Source organism: Henriciella sp. (genome assembly GCF_029937755.1).
Taxonomy (GTDB): Bacteria; Pseudomonadota; Alphaproteobacteria; order Caulobacterales; family Hyphomonadaceae; genus Henriciella.
In genome coordinates this window covers 282557-298444 of the sequence record NZ_JAPYPG010000004.1, presented here as the reverse complement: position 1 = coordinate 298444, position 15888 = coordinate 282557, and the positions used below count along the sequence as shown (strand labels likewise).

Below are 15888 nucleotides of genomic sequence, written 5' to 3'. Positions count from 1 at the left end.
TTTCAGGTCAACGCCAAAGAGCGCTCAATCCTCGAACACAGGCGCCCGTTTCTGGGCAAAGGCGGCGGCCGCTTCGGCGAATTCCGGAGACTGGAGCTGGGCGGCGAAGACGGTTCCTTCCGCGCGCATCTGGTCGGCGATTTCCGCACGGTTCATGTTCAGCAGCGCCTTGGATTTCAGGACAGCACCCGGAGCTGACGCCGCGATCTTGCGGGCCGTCTGCTGGGCGGTCTCCAGCACCTCGCCGTCGGCCACCACGCGGGAGACGAGGCCGCAGGCCAGCGCTTCCTCGGCTGAAAGAATCCGGCCCGCCAGCAGGATGTCATTCGCCATCGAGCGGCCGACCATGCGCGGCAGCAGCATGGAGGAGCCCGCCTCCGGCACCAGCCCCAGCTGTACGAACGGCGCGCGCAGGTTGGCTGAAGCCGCTGCATAGGCGATGTCGCAGTGCAGGAGCATGGTCAGGCCGACACCGATGGCCGGGCCGTTGATCGCCGCGATCAGCGGTTTCTCTGCATCGCGGATGGCGTTGAGAAAACGGGTGACCGGCGGCTCGCCGCTCTCGCGCGCTTCGATGGAGGCAAAGTCGGTCAGGTCGTTCCCGGCGGTGAACATGTCGCCTTCGCCGGTGATCACGATGGCGCGAATGGCCTTGTCGGAATTGGCGCCGTTGATCGCGTCCGCCATGACGCCATACATCGCCTGGGTCAGCGCATTCTTACGGTCCGGACGGGCAATGGTGATCGTCAGGATGCGATCGGACAGGTCTGTCTTGATGTGGTCGGTCATGGCGGTTCCTTGAAAGGTGTTCACGCCCTTTGAGCAGGATGGGACCCGTCAGGCAAGATGGCCCGGGGCCTAGGGAGTTTTCCGGATAGTTCCGGCCCGAGGAAACGGGCATCAGGGCAGTATGAGACAAGACTGGATTTCCTTCGCCCGGGCGACTGTTCCGCGCTATACGAGCTACCCGACTGCGGTGCAGTTCAATGACGGGATCGGTGCCCGCCAGGTTGGCGACTGGGCCGCGACCGTCGATCCGCACGGGGCGATCTCGGTCTATGTGCATGTGCCCTTTTGCGAGCAGCTTTGCTGGTACTGCGGCTGCCATACGAGCGTGCCGAACGGCTATGCACGCGTGGAGCGCTATGTCGACCAGCTGCATCGCGAGATCGATCTCTGGGCTCGTCAGGTCGGCGCGCATGATGGTGTGAAGCACCTGCATTTCGGCGGCGGCTCACCCAATGCGCTTTCGGCCAGTGACTTTGTCGCCGTGGTGAACCGGATCGAGGCGGCGTTTACGCTCCGCAGCGATGCCGAAATCGCGGTGGAGCTCGATCCACGGTCGCTGACCCCGGAGCGGATCGCCGCGCTGGCCATCAGCGGCGTGACGCGCGCGAGCCTTGGCGTTCAGACCCTGTCGCGCCCCGTGCAGGAGGCCATCAACCGCGTACAGCCGCGCGAGATGATCGAAGAGTCTGTCGAGAGCCTCCGCAAGGCCGGCATCGCCGCGATCAATATGGACTTGATGTATGGCCTTCCGCACCAGCGGGTCGAAGACGTGGTCGAGGCCGCACGCTTCGCCGCAGGCATGGGGACAGACCGCGTTGCCGTGTTCGGCTATGCGCATGTGCCGTGGTTTGCCAAGCACCAGCGCGCCATCAATGCCGAAGCGCTACCCGGCCTTGGAGAGCGCTTCCATCAGGCTGAAGCCGTTGGCGCGACGCTTTCGGCGGCGGGTTATGCCGCCATTGGCCTCGATCATTTCGCTCGCCCGGGCGACGAGATGGCTGTCGCCGCGAAGGCCGGTGCGCTTCATCGCAATTTCCAGGGCTATACGACCGATCCGTGCGACACGTTGATCGGACTTGGCGTCTCGTCCATCTCCGCCTTCCGGCAGGGGTTCGCCCAGAACACGAAGGACCGCCGCGCCTGGGAGGCGGCGATTGCGGAGGGACGGCTGCCGACCGAGCGTGGCGTTACCCTGACCGATGACGACCGGCTGCGCGGCCGCGCCATTGAGGCGTTGATGTGCAATCTCACCGTCGATACGGCGGCCATCTGCCGGGAGAAGTCCGTGGCTGAGGATGCGCTCGACGGTGCGATCGAGCGGGCACGTCCGCTGGAGGCTGCAGGGCTCTGCGAGATCGAGGGCCGCTGCATCACCGTGCCGGAAGAGGCGCGCGCCCTGATGCGCACGGTTGCGCGCTGCTTCGACGCCTATGTGCCCGCCGAGGATGCCGCCCCGCGCCACGCCAGGGCGGTCTGACCCTGCGCTAGAGGCCGGCCTCGGAGTTTGGTGAATGTCCGGAATGGCCAATGGATATGGACACATCGCCGACCCGCCAGTCGGTATCGCGCACGATGCGCTCGGCTTCCTCGATCTGCGCCGTGCTCGGGCGTTTATCGCCGGTCATGGTGAGGAAGGCATCGCCGAAGACGAGGTGCCCGACTTCACGCAGCCTCACATCCGACCTGTCCACCCAGTCCAGCTCGTTCAGCCGGTCGCAGATCGCCTGGCGCAGTTTTTCGCCATTCGTGCCGAGCGGCTCCGGCGTGCGGTCGAGCAGCTGGGCGCCGGAATCCTTCAGGTTGGAGAAGCCGTCATTGATGATGCTGAACGAGATGAAAAGCGCCGCCACCGCGTCCGCCCACCAGAAGCCGAACCCGATGCCGATAATGCCGACAATCGCGGCTGAAGCCGTCTGCCAGTCGGCTGAATTCATCGCCGCATCGGCATAGAGCGCCTTGTCATTCAGCTTGCGCGCGAGCGGCAGTTTCATCCGCCCGAGAATGGCGGCGGGCAGGCCGGAATAGACAAGGACGCCGATCATGATCCAGCCCATCCAGACTGTGGCGCCGAACATGTGCACGGTCGGGATGGTCGGCTTCTCCTGTTTGATGAGCGCCATCGAGGAGTCGTACATCAGATAGGCGCCCATCAGGAAAAGCGCGAGCGAGCTTGCGAGATAGGCGATCGAAGAGGCGCGATGAAAGCCGAATGGGAAGGTCTTGGATGGCGCCTTGCTCACCAGCCGGATCGCGATCAGGAAGGACAGCGGCGGGATAAGGCTGAGCGAGTCTTCCAGCCAGGCCGCCTTCATCGCCTGCGAGGCGCCCATGACGAGGTACATCACGCCCACGACGCTGAGCAGGTAGAGGAAGGTGATGCGCTCGAGCCAGATCGCCTTCTTGCGATCATCCTGCAGGCTTTCGGGATATTCGTATTGCTGGGCCAGTCTCATGGGCGGGCCTCCTGAAGAGGAAGGCAGCCGGGATTGGCCGGCAGGGACCGGGTCAGCGCGGCATAGAGCGCGTTCTCGCCATGCGGAATGGCGAGGACGTGGGTGGTCTTGCTGAGCTTGTCTCCCACCGGGGTCAGGCCTAGCTCGGCAAGGCGGTATTCCTCCGCCGCCGCAGGGGCCGTGCCGTCAGTCAGGTCGTTCACCCGTTCGACGCTCGCGCCGCGTTTCTCGACGAGTTTCGGAAATTCGGTCGCACGCTCGACGCGGACCGTCAGATCCTTGATGTCGGCATCGCTTAGCGTTGGAACGCCCGAAACGGGGACGCCGATATAGGATTTACAGGCGGAGACGGGCTCCGACAGGCTGACATGTTTCTTCCACGGGGTCTTTTTTGTCAGCCCTGCGGCGACGATGTGCAGGTCGCCTGCTTCCAGCGCGTGCATCAGCGTTTCTTCGTCGCGCTGCAGCCATTCTATCTCGAGATCTTCCGCTTCGGCGAAGGCACGGATGAGGTCGGCTTCGACACCGGTCGGATCGCCATCATTCCATTCGATCCATGGCGGCGCATCGGCGACCCCGACTTCCAGCGCGCCCTGCCTGGCCTGTTCGAGCGACCCGCGGACATCCGCCGGGTAGCGGGAGCAGGCCGCCAAACTGCCAGCCACCAGAAGCGGCAGCAGACTTCGTCCGATCATGCCTGTCATCATGCTCGCCAAACGCTCACCATCGCGACGCGTTCCGGGCCTGGGGCGCGAGGATGCGGCCCCGGCTTGAGCCTGATCAGGCTGGTTTGCGGCAGAGGATGGCCGTGGGAACGATCCGGCCGGCTTCGTAGTTGGCGCGCAGGTTCGCGCTCTTTTCCTTCGCCGTTTCGCCCATGACCATGGCGAGGCTCATCGGTGAGGAGGGTTGGCCTGCCTGCCGGTCGAGATGTTCGAAGAAGCGGCTGGCAATGTCATGGCGCGCTTCAGTCTTCGATATGGCGAAACCGGCGGCTTCCAGATGCTCCTCATAGCGGTCGGCAGACCGCACAAAGCTTGTCGACGGGTCACCGGCCCACGGGACGGGGAAGGTCAGCGGTGTGGTCTCGTCCTCCCCGCGCATGATGTCATAGACGAGGAAGCGCCCGCCGGGCTTGAGCACGCGAAAGACCTCGGCGAAGAGCTCGCGCTTGGTTTCGATGTTCATGCCGACATGAAACATCCAGGCGACGTCGAAAAGCTCATCCTTGAATGGCATATCGAGCGCGCTTTCGTGATGCAGCTGGACCAGGCTGCCGAGCTTTACCCATGAGGTAATGGCCTTGCCGGTCTCGATGAAGTTTCCGGTCAGGTCGATCCCGTCAACATGGCAGCCATAGCGATGCGCGGCGTGGCGCGACGTGCCGCCTGTGCCGCAACCGACGTCCAGCGCGTGCTCTTCTTCCCGGATTTCGAGCTCGGGCAATAGCAAGTCCGTGGCCATGCGGCCGCCGACATGGAATTCCTCAACCGGCGCAAGGGCATCGAGGGTGACGGTTTCCGGGCAGAGTTCCATTTCGCCCAGCGCCTTTTCGATACGCGTCAGCAGATCTGGCCGGTTGTAGTGGTCGCTGACGGGTCCGCTCATGCCCGGCCTTGCCTCCTCATCACCCGCCGGAAACGGGTCCGGCGGGCTAGGGTTTAGACCTCAACGGCCAATGTCTCAAGGCCACGGAAAAAGGGCAGGGTGCGCCACTCAAGCGGGGCGTCTGCAAGCGTCATCTCAGGGTAGCGCGCAAACAGCTTCTGGAAGACATGCCGCGCTTCCATCCGGGCGAGTGGCGCGCCGATGCAGATATGCGGACCGCCCCCAAATGCGACATGCGAGGGACGCTTCACCGTGATGTCGAACCGGTCTGGCTGGCCGAAGACGGCTGCATCGCGATTGGCTGAGGCCAGCGAACAGAACACGGTCTGGCGCGCCTTGACCGGGCAGCCGCCAATCTCGCGGTCATCCGGCGAGATGCGCGACGTCGCCGAGACGGGCGCCTCGTAACGGAGCACTTCTTCCACCGCTTGCCCGGCCAGTGCCGGATCGGCCTTCAGCGCGTCGAGCTGGTCGGGATGGGTGAGGAACAGCCACACGCCATTGCCGATCAGGTCTGTCGTGGTGAGGTTTCCGCCGACGAGGAGCGCTTCGAGATTGCGGCGAAGTTCATCGTCGCTGATGTCGGCCTCCCCGGAGGCCTGCAGCGCGGCCATGTCGCTGACGAGATCATCCTGCGGCGCTTTCCGGCGGGCGGTGAGCAGTTCGTCGAAATAGGCGTTCAACGCGTCGGCAGAGCGGGCGAGGCGCTCTGTCTCTTCTTCGGTGCACACTGGATTGAGCGACAGGATCACGCCTTCCGACCAGTCGCGGAATTCGGCCAGCCGGCTCTCGTCGACACCAAGGATACGCGCGATCACCAGGACCGGGATCGGCACGGCGATCTCGCTCATCAGGTCGAACCGCCCGTTGGCAGGGGCTGCATCGATGATGTCATCGATGATCGCCTCGATCTCGGGTTTCATCTTCTGGATGCGCGAATAGAAGGCCTTGGCGAGTGGCAGTCGGATGCGTGAATGGTCCGGATCGTCAAGGAAGAGGATCGAGGGCTGCTCCAGCTCTCCGCTCTGCTCGTCCACGAAACGGCGGGCGAGCGAGCCTTCCTCCGCCTTGATCGGCAAGCGCACATAGGACCGGTCGTTCACCGTCTCGCGGATATCCCCATAGCGGGTCAGGAACCATGTCTTCGCGATCTCGTCCCGCATGACCGGGCACCCCTCGCGCAAAGCCTTGAGGGGTGTGTGCGGATCGCTTCGTCCTTGCGGATCAAAGGCGGAGACCTCCAAGATGCTTTGTGGCATCTCCCCCTGCTTCATGTCGTCGGCCATCGCTTCCTCCCATTCTTTTTGTTGCGGGAAGTATAACGCACCTTGCCCGGATTGGCGTGGGGTCGCGCAAGGTCAGCCCAGCCCGGACCGAATTGAATTGACTTCCGCGGGTGAAGCGCCGATTCCTGTTAACCATGGGGACCATGAACCGTCTCATCGGGCGTCACCGAGCGCAGATAAAGGAAAGAGCGAGGCTTTCGCGCTACATCCTCGTGCTTGCCATTCTGGCGACGCTCACCTGCTTTGCGACCTTCATTTCCACCCTGACCGGCAAGTATCCACTGCCTGTGGGGGCAGAGCTTTTCTCCAGCTATCCCGAGCGGATGCTGGGGGCGACGAACTTCTTCATGATGACGGCCATCGGCGCAGCGCTGCGTATGTGGCGCTTCCGTCAGATGCGGATCAAGTTGATGATTGCGGAAGCCTTCATCCGCGAGAATGACACGGATACGGCCATGAAGATCCTGCTTGAGCCGCTGTTTGGCGATCAGGTCTGGCAGGATGACGACGAGGCGGCTCGCCCGAGACGCTTTGCGCGCGTAAGGATACCGGTATGAGCGAGACGACGAGCGAGCAGCAGATCACCTCCGCCGACCTCCTCGCGGAGCTGCGCGAAGAACAGCAGAGCTTCCGCTTCCTGATGACGGCGCTTGCCGCGATCATCGGCATGGCCGCCGTGATCGTCGCAGGCAGCGTGATCTATTTCTACATGCAGCTGTCCGGGCTGAAGCAGCAATATGCCGAACAGACTCGCCTCAACGAGATGAATCTCCGCATCGTCGCGGGTGAGGCCGGCCGCCAGCGGGAGTCCACACAGGCCGCTATCGTTGCCATCCGCGAGGAGAACGAGGCCGCCCGCCGTCAGGCTGAACTGGCGCGAGAGATCCAGCGGGCCGACAGCGTGACACAGGTCGCCAGCTACAAGGAAAATGCGCTGGAGCTGGCGCAGAAGCATTTTCTCGGCATTCTGCTCAACGAGGTAACGTCGCAAGTCGTCTCGATTGTCCTGCGCGCCGACGGGGCGGACGGCGAACTGCTTGACCCGGCGCAGCGGCTTCTGCTGCAGGCGGCGCTGGAAGACTGGGGCGGACAGAACCAGGAGGCCGTTCGCGGCGCTCTGACGAGCCTCTACCAGGACAGCGATGCACTGCAAGATCAGGCTCGTGGCGCCGCCGGGCTCGCCGCGTTGGAGTACCGCGCGGCCAACGACAATTCGCTCGGCTGGAACCGGGGCTGCTCGACCGTGGTCGACTATGTGAACCAGGCTTCGGCGCGCGGTCTCGAAGCGCCGATGCTGCTGCTCTGGAAAGGCCAGTGCCTGCGCAAGCGCGGCGATGCGCTGACCGCCTATCAGGCTTTCTCCAAGGCGGCGACCATGCTGGAAGGTGGCGGTTTCGAGGAAACGCTGCTGCATGCCCAGCTTGCCCATCACGGGGTCGGAACGACGCTGGTGGCGCTTGTCGCGAGCGAGGAGCTTCCGCAAGGCGAGGATTCCGAGAGCGCCTTGCAGGAAGCGATGTCGGAGCTTCGTGAGGCTGCCCGCATCCGTGGCGAGCGTGGCGCGACGTCGGTGGGGGTCGCCTACACTGAAGAGAATATCGGCTTCATCCATATCCTCGACGAGGACTGGCAGGCGGCGCTGGAGCATACCGGACGGATCGACAATATCCTGCCGCTCGCCTGGAACCTGACGGTGCGCCACATTGCGGCGATGGAGAACGAGAAGGCGTTGAAAAGTGCGGACGCGCCGCGCAACGAGATCCGCGAAATGCAGACCATCCAGAACGACACCCGCCTCGTCCTCGGCCTGATGGAATGCAACCAGATCGACCGGCCGGAACTGAAACGCCTGTTGCCCTCGAAATACAGCCAGACCGTCGATGAACTGTCACGCCATTGCGACGCCGATGCGGGTGGGGCGACCTAGGCTTGGGCCGGGGGGCCTTTTCCGGCCCGGATGAAGTCGATGAAAGCGCGCAGGGGCGCCGGCACGAACCGGCTGGAATAGTAGAGGTTTGGCCCGTCGAAGTCCGGCCAGAAACCCTGAAGGACCGGCTGAAGCGTACCGGCCTCAAACTTCGGGTCGAGTCAGTTGCGAAACGTCGTGACTGGAGCTGGACGGGGAAACCTTGCGCACACTGGAGGGGATTGCGGCGCTGGCCTGAGGGTCAGGCCTCCGTCACGCCGGCATCCCTGACCTCGAACCGCTGGGCCCGGTCGCCGAAGGCTTCGAAGAGGAAGCTTTCCGTCCCCGTGAGCCAGGCCTGGCCGCCGAGGTCGCACAGTTCGTCGAAGAGGGCCGCGCGCCGGTCTGCATCCAGGTGCGCGGCGGCTTCATCGAGCAGGAGGATAGGCGAGGGGCCGTCGCCATCCTTCGCCAGCGCGGACGCCGAAGCGAGGATCAGGCCGATGAGCAGCGCCTTCTGTTGGCCGGTCGAGGCATCGCCAGCCGGCATGCCGGTCGGACGATGAATGACGGCAAGGTCAGTGCGATGGGGGCCGGACAGGGTGCGCCCGGCGGCCATGTCGCGGCGGCGGCCCATACGGTAGGCTTCGGCGAGCTCCTCGAAAATACTCTTGAAGTCGTTGCCCGCTATGGCCGCCTTTTCAGCCTCGCCGTCAAGCGTCAGGTCGCCCTTCGGGAAGTAGCCGTCCGGTCGCGCATCCACGGCGGCCTGCAGGGCGTCCAGTACGCTCGCGCGATTGATGGCGATTTCGGCGCCGGCTTCGGCCATGCGCGTCTCGATGGCATCCGCCCAGGCCGGGTCGACATGGCCGCGTTCGAGCAGCGCATTGCGCTCACGCATGGCGCGCTCATAGCGAGCGGCGGCTGTCCCGTGCGAGGGCACATGCGCCATCACCTGCCGGTCGAAGAAGCGCCGCCGCTCCGACGCGCCGCCACGGAAAACGCCGTCCATGGCCGGCGTCAGCCACACGATCCGGATGAGTTCGGCAAGATCGGACGCCTGGCCCGGCGCGCCATCGATGCGGACGATACGCTTGGAGCTTGTGCCGTCTGTCTCGAGGCCAACACCGATGCGCCGCTCATCGACCGTGGCGGAGATGGTCCAGCCGCTGTCAGTGTCATGACGGGCAAGGTCGGCCAGCGTCGCACTGCGCAGGCCCCGGCCGGGACCGAGTTGCGAGACCGCTTCAAGCAGGTTGGTCTTGCCCGCACCATTCGGCCCGTAAAGGCAGACATGCCGCCCATCGAGATCAAGCGACAGCGTCTCGTAATTGCGGAAGTCCTTGAGGCGCAGGCGGGTAAGGCCGGTCATCGCCCCCGCTTACACCCGAAGCGGCATCAGCACATAGCGGCAGGCGGCATCGCCCGGATCGAGGATCAGCGCCGGAGAGGCGGGATCGTTGAGGAGGAATTCGGCGTCCTCGGCCTCGATCTGCGCGGTGACGTCGAGCAGGTATTTCGCGTTGAAGCCGATCTCCATCGCGTCCTCGCTATAGTCGCATTCGATCTCTTCATGGCCCTGGCCGGTTTCGGCGGAGTTCACCGCGAGGATGACCTTGCCGGGTTCGATGGAGAGCTTCACCGACCGCGAGCGTTCGGCTGATACGGTCGAGACGCGGTCCACGGCGGCCTCGAATGACTTGTTATCGATGACAAGGCGCTTCTCATTGCCCTTCGGGATGACGCGCGCATAGTCCGGGAAAGAGCCGTCGATTAGTTTCGAGGTCAGCACGGCACGCCCGGCGCGGAAGACGATCTTGGTATCGGAGACCGCAATGGAGACGTCGCCATCGACCTGGTCGATCAGGCGGCGGACCTCGGCGATAGCCTTGCGGGGCACGATCACGCCGTCGAGGCCATCGGAATCTTTTGGGGCCGGGCTGTCGGCAAGCGCCAGCCGGTGGCCATCGGTGGCCACGGCGCGCAGCACCTTGCCGCCTTCGCCATCGGCGACATGCAGGTACACACCGTTCAGGTAGTAGCGCGTCTCCTCGGTCGAGATTGCAAAGCGCGTCTTGTCGATCAGGCGCCGCAGCTCGCCGGCATCGACATCGAACTTTACGGCGCTGTCATCGCCCGTCATCGTCTGGAAGTCGGTTGCCGGCAGGGTCGGCAGGGCAAATTGCGACCGGCCCGAGCGGATCGACAGGCGGCGGTTTTCCGGGTTGAGCTCAAGCTCGACATCCGAGCCGGCGGGCAGCTTGCGGACCACATCGAACAGGGTGCCCGCCGGCGCGGTGATCGCGCCTTCGCTGGACACCTGGGCGTCGGCGCTGTCGACGGCCTCGATGTCGAGATCGGTGGCGACAAAGGTCACTTCCGGTCCCTTGGCCTCTATCAGGACGTTGGAGAGGATCGGGATCGTATTGCGCCGCTCGACCACGTTCTGCACGTGGGACAGCGCATTCAAAAGGTCACTTCTCTCGATCGTCAGCTTCATCAATCAGCCCATTTGTCGGGGCGGTCGTTCACTGCCGCCCAGTCCTTGTCTTGTGTGACCGTTCCGCCAGATGCGAATCGGCCCGCCTCTCGAAAGAAGCGGGCCGGATACCCTTGTCAAAATCGCTCAAATTGCAAGCCCCCGTAAGCCGATGGAGGCTTATAATCTGCGGAAATCAGCCGTTTCACTCGGCCTGGATCTCGAACACCGTCTCACGCACGCGTTCCACGTCGCGGATCATGTCCGGATCCTTCTGCATTTCATTCCTCACCTTGCGCCAGGCATGCAGGACGGTTGTGTGGTCCTTCTTCTTGAAGGCGCCGGCGATCTGGGGATACGACTTGTCGGTCATTTCCCGGCAGAGATACATGGCGATCTGACGTGGATGGCAGATCGAACGGGACTTGTTGGCGCTCTCGATCTCGGGCTTGGAGAGGCCGAAGACGCGCATGGTCGCCCGCTTGATATTGTCCAGCGACGGCGGCTGGTACTCGCCCTGCTGGCGGCGCAGCACGGTGACCAGCATGTCCATGTCAGGCTCATCCTCACCATAGCCGGTCTCGGTCTGCAGGCTCCACAGGACGCCGCAAAGCTCCCGTCCGGGGCCGCGAACCGTGGAAACGATCTTGTCGATCATCTCTTCCGACAGCTCGAAGTTCGGCTGGTCCTCGCGGATCATGGCGGCATGCAGGCGAACGATCTCGCGGCGCATCTCCTGGTCCGGCAGGCCAACTTCGCTGGCCGCCGCGCCCATGATCTCGCCCCGCATGCGCTCGGAGAAGCCTTTCAGGTCGCCCGGGGCCTCATCGGCCGTCAGGACCACGCGTCCGCCTTCCTTGGTGACCGAGCGGATGGTCGCGAAGAAGTGCGTATCCGTCTTCGCCTTGCCGGCGATCCATTGCAGGTCGTCGATGAGCAGCAGGTCGTTGTTACGCACCCAGGACTTCAGATCGCGCGTGTCGCGGGCCATGGCCCCATCGACATAGGCGGTCACGAACTCCTCGGCCGTCATGTAGGTCACCCGCCGTCCATCATCGAGATGCAGGACAGCGTTCTCAATGGCGCGCAGGATGTGGGTCTTGCCCGTGCCCTGACGTCCATAGATGAGCGACACGTCCGCACCGCGCTTTCCGCCTTCGACGATCTCCTGGGCGAGACCCACGGCGCGCTTGTTGGTGCCGCCGGTGACGAGATTGGCAAAGGTCATGCCCGGCGCACCCTCTGTACGGGACGTACCGTCTTTGGTGTCCGCTGTCGCAGTGGTTTTGGCCTGGCTCTTCTCGACCGCCCAGGGGTTCTGGACGAGATCACGTGTGCTGGCCGGAATGTCCTTCCAGCAGGAGATCTTCAGAGCGCGACCTTTCGGGTCGGCCTTCCGCCAGATCCGTTTGAGGAGCGGGCGGTGGTTGCTGTTGATGCGATCAAAGGCGAGCTGGTCGCGGGCAGCGATCAGGACTTCATCATCGACTTCGGCGACGAACCGCAGGTCCGCGATCCATTTGTCGAAATCTTCAGCGGGAATGCGAACCCGCGTGTCATTCAGCACGCTGTTCCAGATCTCCCGGCCGCGATGAGCATCCTTTCTCTCATTTGCTGCCTGACCATTCTCGTTCGTACTCTTACCCCAATTGCCAGATTCTTCTTGGCGCCCCATAGGAACTTCCCCTTTCCTGTGTTTTCTGTTCCACTCTCCTATTGCCGATCAGAACACACGAACCCTGTTCGGATCTTTGAGATCCGTCACCACTTTTTACTCGGTACAGGGACTAATTTCCGTCGATGAATTTACTAAAACACAGGCCTTCTCAGCCTGTCTACCGTCCTTTTTTCCCGAACAGGTGATAAACCATCTTGAAACTCCTGTGACAGGGGAAAAACGCTTATGATTCAGGCAGAAAAAAATTGCACAAAGCCTGATGAATCATGAAGGTACGCTACGTACACCGGTCTTGTTTGCACTATGTTCTGTCAACTTTTTTGGTGTGAAAAGCCTGTGAATTTTAGACCTTTTTTGACCGTGTATTTTCGTGCTCGTAACGCGAGCAGAACACGAAAAAGCCCGCATGGCTAGGCCATGCGGGCTCTGCATTTTTGCAATTTTGTGACGGCTGCCGAAAGGCCTCAGCCCATCGCCTTCACGCGCGCGGAGAGGCGAGAAATCTTGCGGGAAGAAGTGTTCTTGTGAATGACACCCTTACCGGCTGCGCGCATGATTTCCGGCTGCGCGGTCTTCAGCGCTTCGGTGGCGGCCTTCTGGTCGCCCGATGCGATCGCTTCCTCGACCTTGCGGATATAGCGGCGCATCCGCGAACGGCGTGCGGTGTTGACTTCGGTCCGGCGCGCGATCTTGCGCACCATTTTCTTGGCTGAGCGGGTATTCGCCATCAATAACTCCTGAGTGTCCGGTCGGACGCAAGCGGCGGACATACCCAAACGCCCCCGCGGCGTCAACCGGAACCAGCGGCGCTATATGTATAAAGGCCGCCTTTTGTGTGTTCCGGGTTCTAGTGATTGTTGAAGTGCGGCTCGCGCTTCTCCACGAAGGCTTCCATGCCTTCCTTCTGGTCTTCGGTCGCAAACAGCGAATGGAAGAGGCGCCGCTCGAACATGACGCCCTGGCTGAGCGTGGTTTCATAGGCGGCGTTGACCATTTCTTTCGTCATCATCGACGCGGCACGCGGCATGGAGGCGATCTTGCGCGCGACCGAGCGGGCTTCGTCCTGCAGGTCGTCGGTTGGCACGACACGGGAAACCAGCCCACAGCGCTCGGCTTCGGCGGCATCCATCATGCGCCCGGTCAGGCACATTTCCATCGCCTTGGACTTGCCGGCAAAGCGGGTCAGCCGCTGTGTGCCGCCGGCGCCGGGCGAAACACCGATGGTGATTTCCGGCTGGCCGAACTTTGCATTCTCGGCGGCCAGGATGAAGTCGCACATCATCGCCAGCTCGCAGCCGCCGCCAAGGGCATAGCCGGAGACCGCAGCGATGGTCGGCTTGCGCATCTTCGAGGCGCGTTCCCAGTTGCGGGTGATGAAGTCCTTATAATAGGCATCGAGATAGGACTGCTCGCGCATTTCCTTGATATCGGCGCCCGCCGCGAAGGCTTTCTTGGAGCCGGTAATGACAACGCAGCCGATGGAGGCATCGGCGTCGAAGCGGTCCAGCACTTCGGTCAGTTCGTCCATCAGCTCGTTGTTGAACGCATTCAGTGCGTCAGGCCGGTTAAGCGTAACAATCGCAACCGCATCATCGACTTCGGTGAGCAACGTCTTGTATGCCATGGTGTGCCCTGCTCCTGATCCTTGCTTGCCTTTTGCGGCCTGAGCCGCGAGTTTCCGCGTTGGCATAGGGGAATAAGGCCCCGGCGTCGATAGGGAGTGACCAGCAATGGAATTCAGCATCAAAGTCTCAACACTGATGGGCGCAGGGGCGGCATTGCTGCTGTCTGGATGCGTCTATGTGAAGTCGACGTCCGCCGAGGCGCAGCCGCAAAGGCTCGATGAAGCGCAGCAGACCGTTAACCAGCGCGCGGCTCAGCCTGTGGCTGCCGACCCCGTGGAGCCGGGGCCTGGCGACCGGATGCCATCTGGCCGCGATATTGGAGTACGCTCTGCCGTTGTTGCGCCGAATGCGGCGGCCGCCACGGCCCATCCGCTGGCCACGCAGACCGCACTCGATGTCATGAAGGCCGGTGGCAATGCGGTTGATGCGGCGATTGCGGCAAACGCCATGCTCGGCCTCGTCGAGCCGACGGGCAATGGCATTGGCGGGGATCTCTTCGCCATCGTCTGGGACCCGGAGCCCCAGGAGCTGTACGGCTATAATGGCTCTGGCCGTTCACCCATGGGCGCCACGCTCGAGGATATGCAGGCCAAGGCCGATGAATTCATGGATGGCGAGGAAATTCCGCCTTACGGGACAGCGCCTGTGACCGTGCCGGGGACCGTCGATGGCTGGTTCGCCCTGCATGACCGCTTCGGCGAGACACCCGTCAGCGACCTGGTGGCACCGGCGGTCAGATATGCCCGGGAAGGGGCCCCGATCCCGGAAGTCATTGCCTATTACTGGAGCTATGGCCCAAAGCGTTATGAGCCCGCCTATGAGAGCGGCATGCTCGAGGAATACGAGAACGCGAAGGAGACCTATTTCTCCCCGCCCCCGCGCGAAGGCACTCTGTTCAAGAACCCCGATCTCGCAGACACGCTGGAGACAATCGGCGATGAAGGCCGCGATGCTTTCTATAAAGGCGAGATTGCGGAAACGATGGATGCCTATTTCAAGCGCATCGGCGGCTTCCTTCGTTATGAGGACTTCGCCGAGCACGAAGGTGAATGGGTCGAGCCGCTTTGCGCGACCTATCGCGACGAGGTGAAGGTTTGCGAGCTGCCGCCGAACACGCAGGGCGTGGCCGCGCTACAGATGCTTCAGATGCTGGAGCGGTTTGACTTGCGCGAAATGGGCTATGGCTCATCCGACAGTATTGCCGCACAGGTCGAGGCCAAGCGCCTCGCCTTTGCCGACCGGGCCAAGGGCTATGCCGACCCGGCGTTTAGCGGCATCGACCCGAGCGTCTTCATCCGCGAAGGATATAATGCCGAGCGCTCCAGGCTGATCGACATCAACACGCCGATGAAAACGGTCGAGGCGGGGATGGATTTCGCCGCCGATGCCAAGCTGGAAGACGGCGACACCACCTATCTCACCGTGACCGACAAGGATGGCATGATGGTCTCGCTGATCCAGTCGAACTATCGCGGCATGGGCTCCGGTCTTGTGGCCGATGGTCTTGGCTTCATGTTCCAGGATCGCGGCCAGCTCTTCTCGCTCGACCCTGAGCACCCGAACGTCTTCGAGCCGGGCAAGCGGCCGTTCCATACGATCATTCCGGCCTTTGCCTTCAAGAAGGATATGCCGGGCTGCCAGGTCCGCGCCGAGCCGATCGACCAGGCCTGTCCATACGAGCCATGGATGAGCTTCGGCCTGATGGGCGGGGGCATGCAGCCACAGGGGCATACCCAGATCATCCTCAACCTCGTCGATTTCGACATGGGCCTGCAGGAAGCCGGCGATGCCGCGCGCTGGGAACATACGGGCGGCTGTGAGCCGACCGACGACTATTCCGACGAAGCCTGCGAAAATGAGATGGGCGTTGTCCACCTCGAAAGCGGCATCCCGCCGGCAACCCGCGCCGAGCTTGAGCGGCGCGGCTACACGGTCGAGTGCTGCGACGCCAATGGCGGTGGCTATCAGGCGATCATGCGCGACTTCGAGACCGGCGCCTGGATCGCCGCAACCGAGATGCGCAAGGACGGTTCGGCAGACGGGTACTAGGCCCGAGCGACTGAT

At 63.0% G+C, this 15888-nt stretch carries 14 protein-coding genes; 4 read left to right on the top strand and 10 right to left on the bottom strand.

Annotation, left to right across the window (positions count from 1 at the left end; all coding sequences use genetic code 11):
• Positions 1–24: 24 nt before the first annotated feature.
• Positions 25–789, bottom strand: a complete 765-nt coding sequence (locus tag Q1K29_RS11175) for an enoyl-CoA hydratase (protein WP_300394770.1) — start codon at positions 787–789, stop codon at positions 25–27.
• A 121-nt stretch (positions 790–910) separates the two neighbouring features.
• Here Q1K29_RS11175 and hemN point away from each other — a divergent pair, with 121 nt between their 5' ends.
• Positions 911–2266 carry an oxygen-independent coproporphyrinogen III oxidase gene (hemN, locus tag Q1K29_RS11170; RefSeq protein ID WP_300394768.1) on the top strand — a complete coding sequence of 452 codons (1356 nt, stop codon included), beginning with the start codon at positions 911–913 and terminating at the stop codon, positions 2264–2266.
• A gap of 7 nt (positions 2267–2273) precedes the next feature.
• Here the strand turns inward: hemN and Q1K29_RS11165 are convergent, their stop codons facing one another.
• From Q1K29_RS11165 to Q1K29_RS11150, 4 genes are all read right to left on the bottom strand, one after another.
• Positions 2274–3242, bottom strand: coding sequence for a cation diffusion facilitator family transporter (locus tag Q1K29_RS11165; RefSeq protein WP_300394766.1), 969 nt, complete (start codon positions 3240–3242; stop codon positions 2274–2276).
• Positions 3239–3937, bottom strand: a complete 699-nt coding sequence (locus Q1K29_RS11160; RefSeq protein WP_300394764.1) for a transporter substrate-binding domain-containing protein — start codon at positions 3935–3937, stop codon at positions 3239–3241. The genes Q1K29_RS11165 and Q1K29_RS11160 overlap by 4 nt, the downstream gene beginning before the upstream one ends.
• A gap of 85 nt (positions 3938–4022) precedes the next feature.
• Positions 4023–4850 carry a methyltransferase domain-containing protein gene (locus tag Q1K29_RS11155; RefSeq protein WP_300394762.1) on the bottom strand — a complete coding sequence of 276 codons (828 nt, stop codon included), beginning with the start codon at positions 4848–4850 and terminating at the stop codon, positions 4023–4025.
• A 53-nt stretch (positions 4851–4903) separates the two neighbouring features.
• Positions 4904–6136, bottom strand: coding sequence for a cytochrome P450 (locus Q1K29_RS11150; RefSeq protein WP_300394761.1), 1233 nt, complete (start codon positions 6134–6136; stop codon positions 4904–4906).
• 143 nt (positions 6137–6279) lie between these two features.
• On the opposite strand from Q1K29_RS11150, the gene Q1K29_RS11145 reads away from it, so the two are divergent.
• Together Q1K29_RS11145 and Q1K29_RS11140 are read left to right on the top strand one after the other, a co-directional pair.
• Complete coding sequence (locus Q1K29_RS11145; protein WP_300394759.1) at positions 6280–6693, top strand: hypothetical protein; 414 nt, start codon at positions 6280–6282, stop codon at positions 6691–6693.
• Complete coding sequence (locus Q1K29_RS11140; RefSeq protein ID WP_300394757.1) at positions 6690–8063, top strand: hypothetical protein; 1374 nt, start codon at positions 6690–6692, stop codon at positions 8061–8063. The genes Q1K29_RS11145 and Q1K29_RS11140 overlap by 4 nt, the downstream gene beginning before the upstream one ends.
• A 241-nt stretch (positions 8064–8304) precedes the next feature.
• Here Q1K29_RS11140 and recF read toward each other — a convergent pair whose 3' ends face one another.
• The 5 genes from recF to Q1K29_RS11115 all read right to left on the bottom strand — a co-directional run bounded on the left by recF (position 8305) and on the right by Q1K29_RS11115 (position 13823).
• Positions 8305–9414 carry a DNA replication/repair protein RecF gene (gene recF, locus Q1K29_RS11135; RefSeq protein WP_300394755.1) on the bottom strand — a complete coding sequence of 370 codons (1110 nt, stop codon included), beginning with the start codon at positions 9412–9414 and terminating at the stop codon, positions 8305–8307.
• A gap of 9 nt (positions 9415–9423) precedes the next feature.
• A complete protein-coding gene (gene dnaN, locus Q1K29_RS11130) occupies positions 9424–10542 on the bottom strand; it encodes a DNA polymerase III subunit beta (RefSeq protein WP_300394753.1) in 1119 nt (372 codons plus the stop codon).
• Between the two features lie 184 nt (positions 10543–10726).
• Positions 10727–12196 (bottom strand): DnaA/Hda family protein, encoded by a 1470-nt coding sequence (locus tag Q1K29_RS11125; RefSeq protein ID WP_300394751.1) that lies wholly within the window; start codon positions 12194–12196, stop codon positions 10727–10729.
• Positions 12197–12663: 467 nt separating this feature from the next.
• Positions 12664–12927: a 30S ribosomal protein S20 gene (gene rpsT, locus Q1K29_RS11120; protein ID WP_300394749.1), complete on the bottom strand. Its 264-nt coding sequence runs from the start codon at positions 12925–12927 to the stop codon at positions 12664–12666.
• 119 nt (positions 12928–13046) lie between these two features.
• Entirely contained in the window at positions 13047–13823 is a 777-nt protein-coding gene (locus tag Q1K29_RS11115; RefSeq protein WP_300394748.1) for an enoyl-CoA hydratase, read from the bottom strand.
• A 106-nt stretch (positions 13824–13929) separates the two neighbouring features.
• Between Q1K29_RS11115 and Q1K29_RS11110 the strand changes: the two genes are divergently transcribed.
• Positions 13930–15873 (top strand): gamma-glutamyltransferase family protein, encoded by a 1944-nt coding sequence (locus Q1K29_RS11110; RefSeq protein WP_300394747.1) that lies wholly within the window; start codon positions 13930–13932, stop codon positions 15871–15873.
• The last annotated feature ends 15 nt before the right edge of the window (positions 15874–15888 follow it).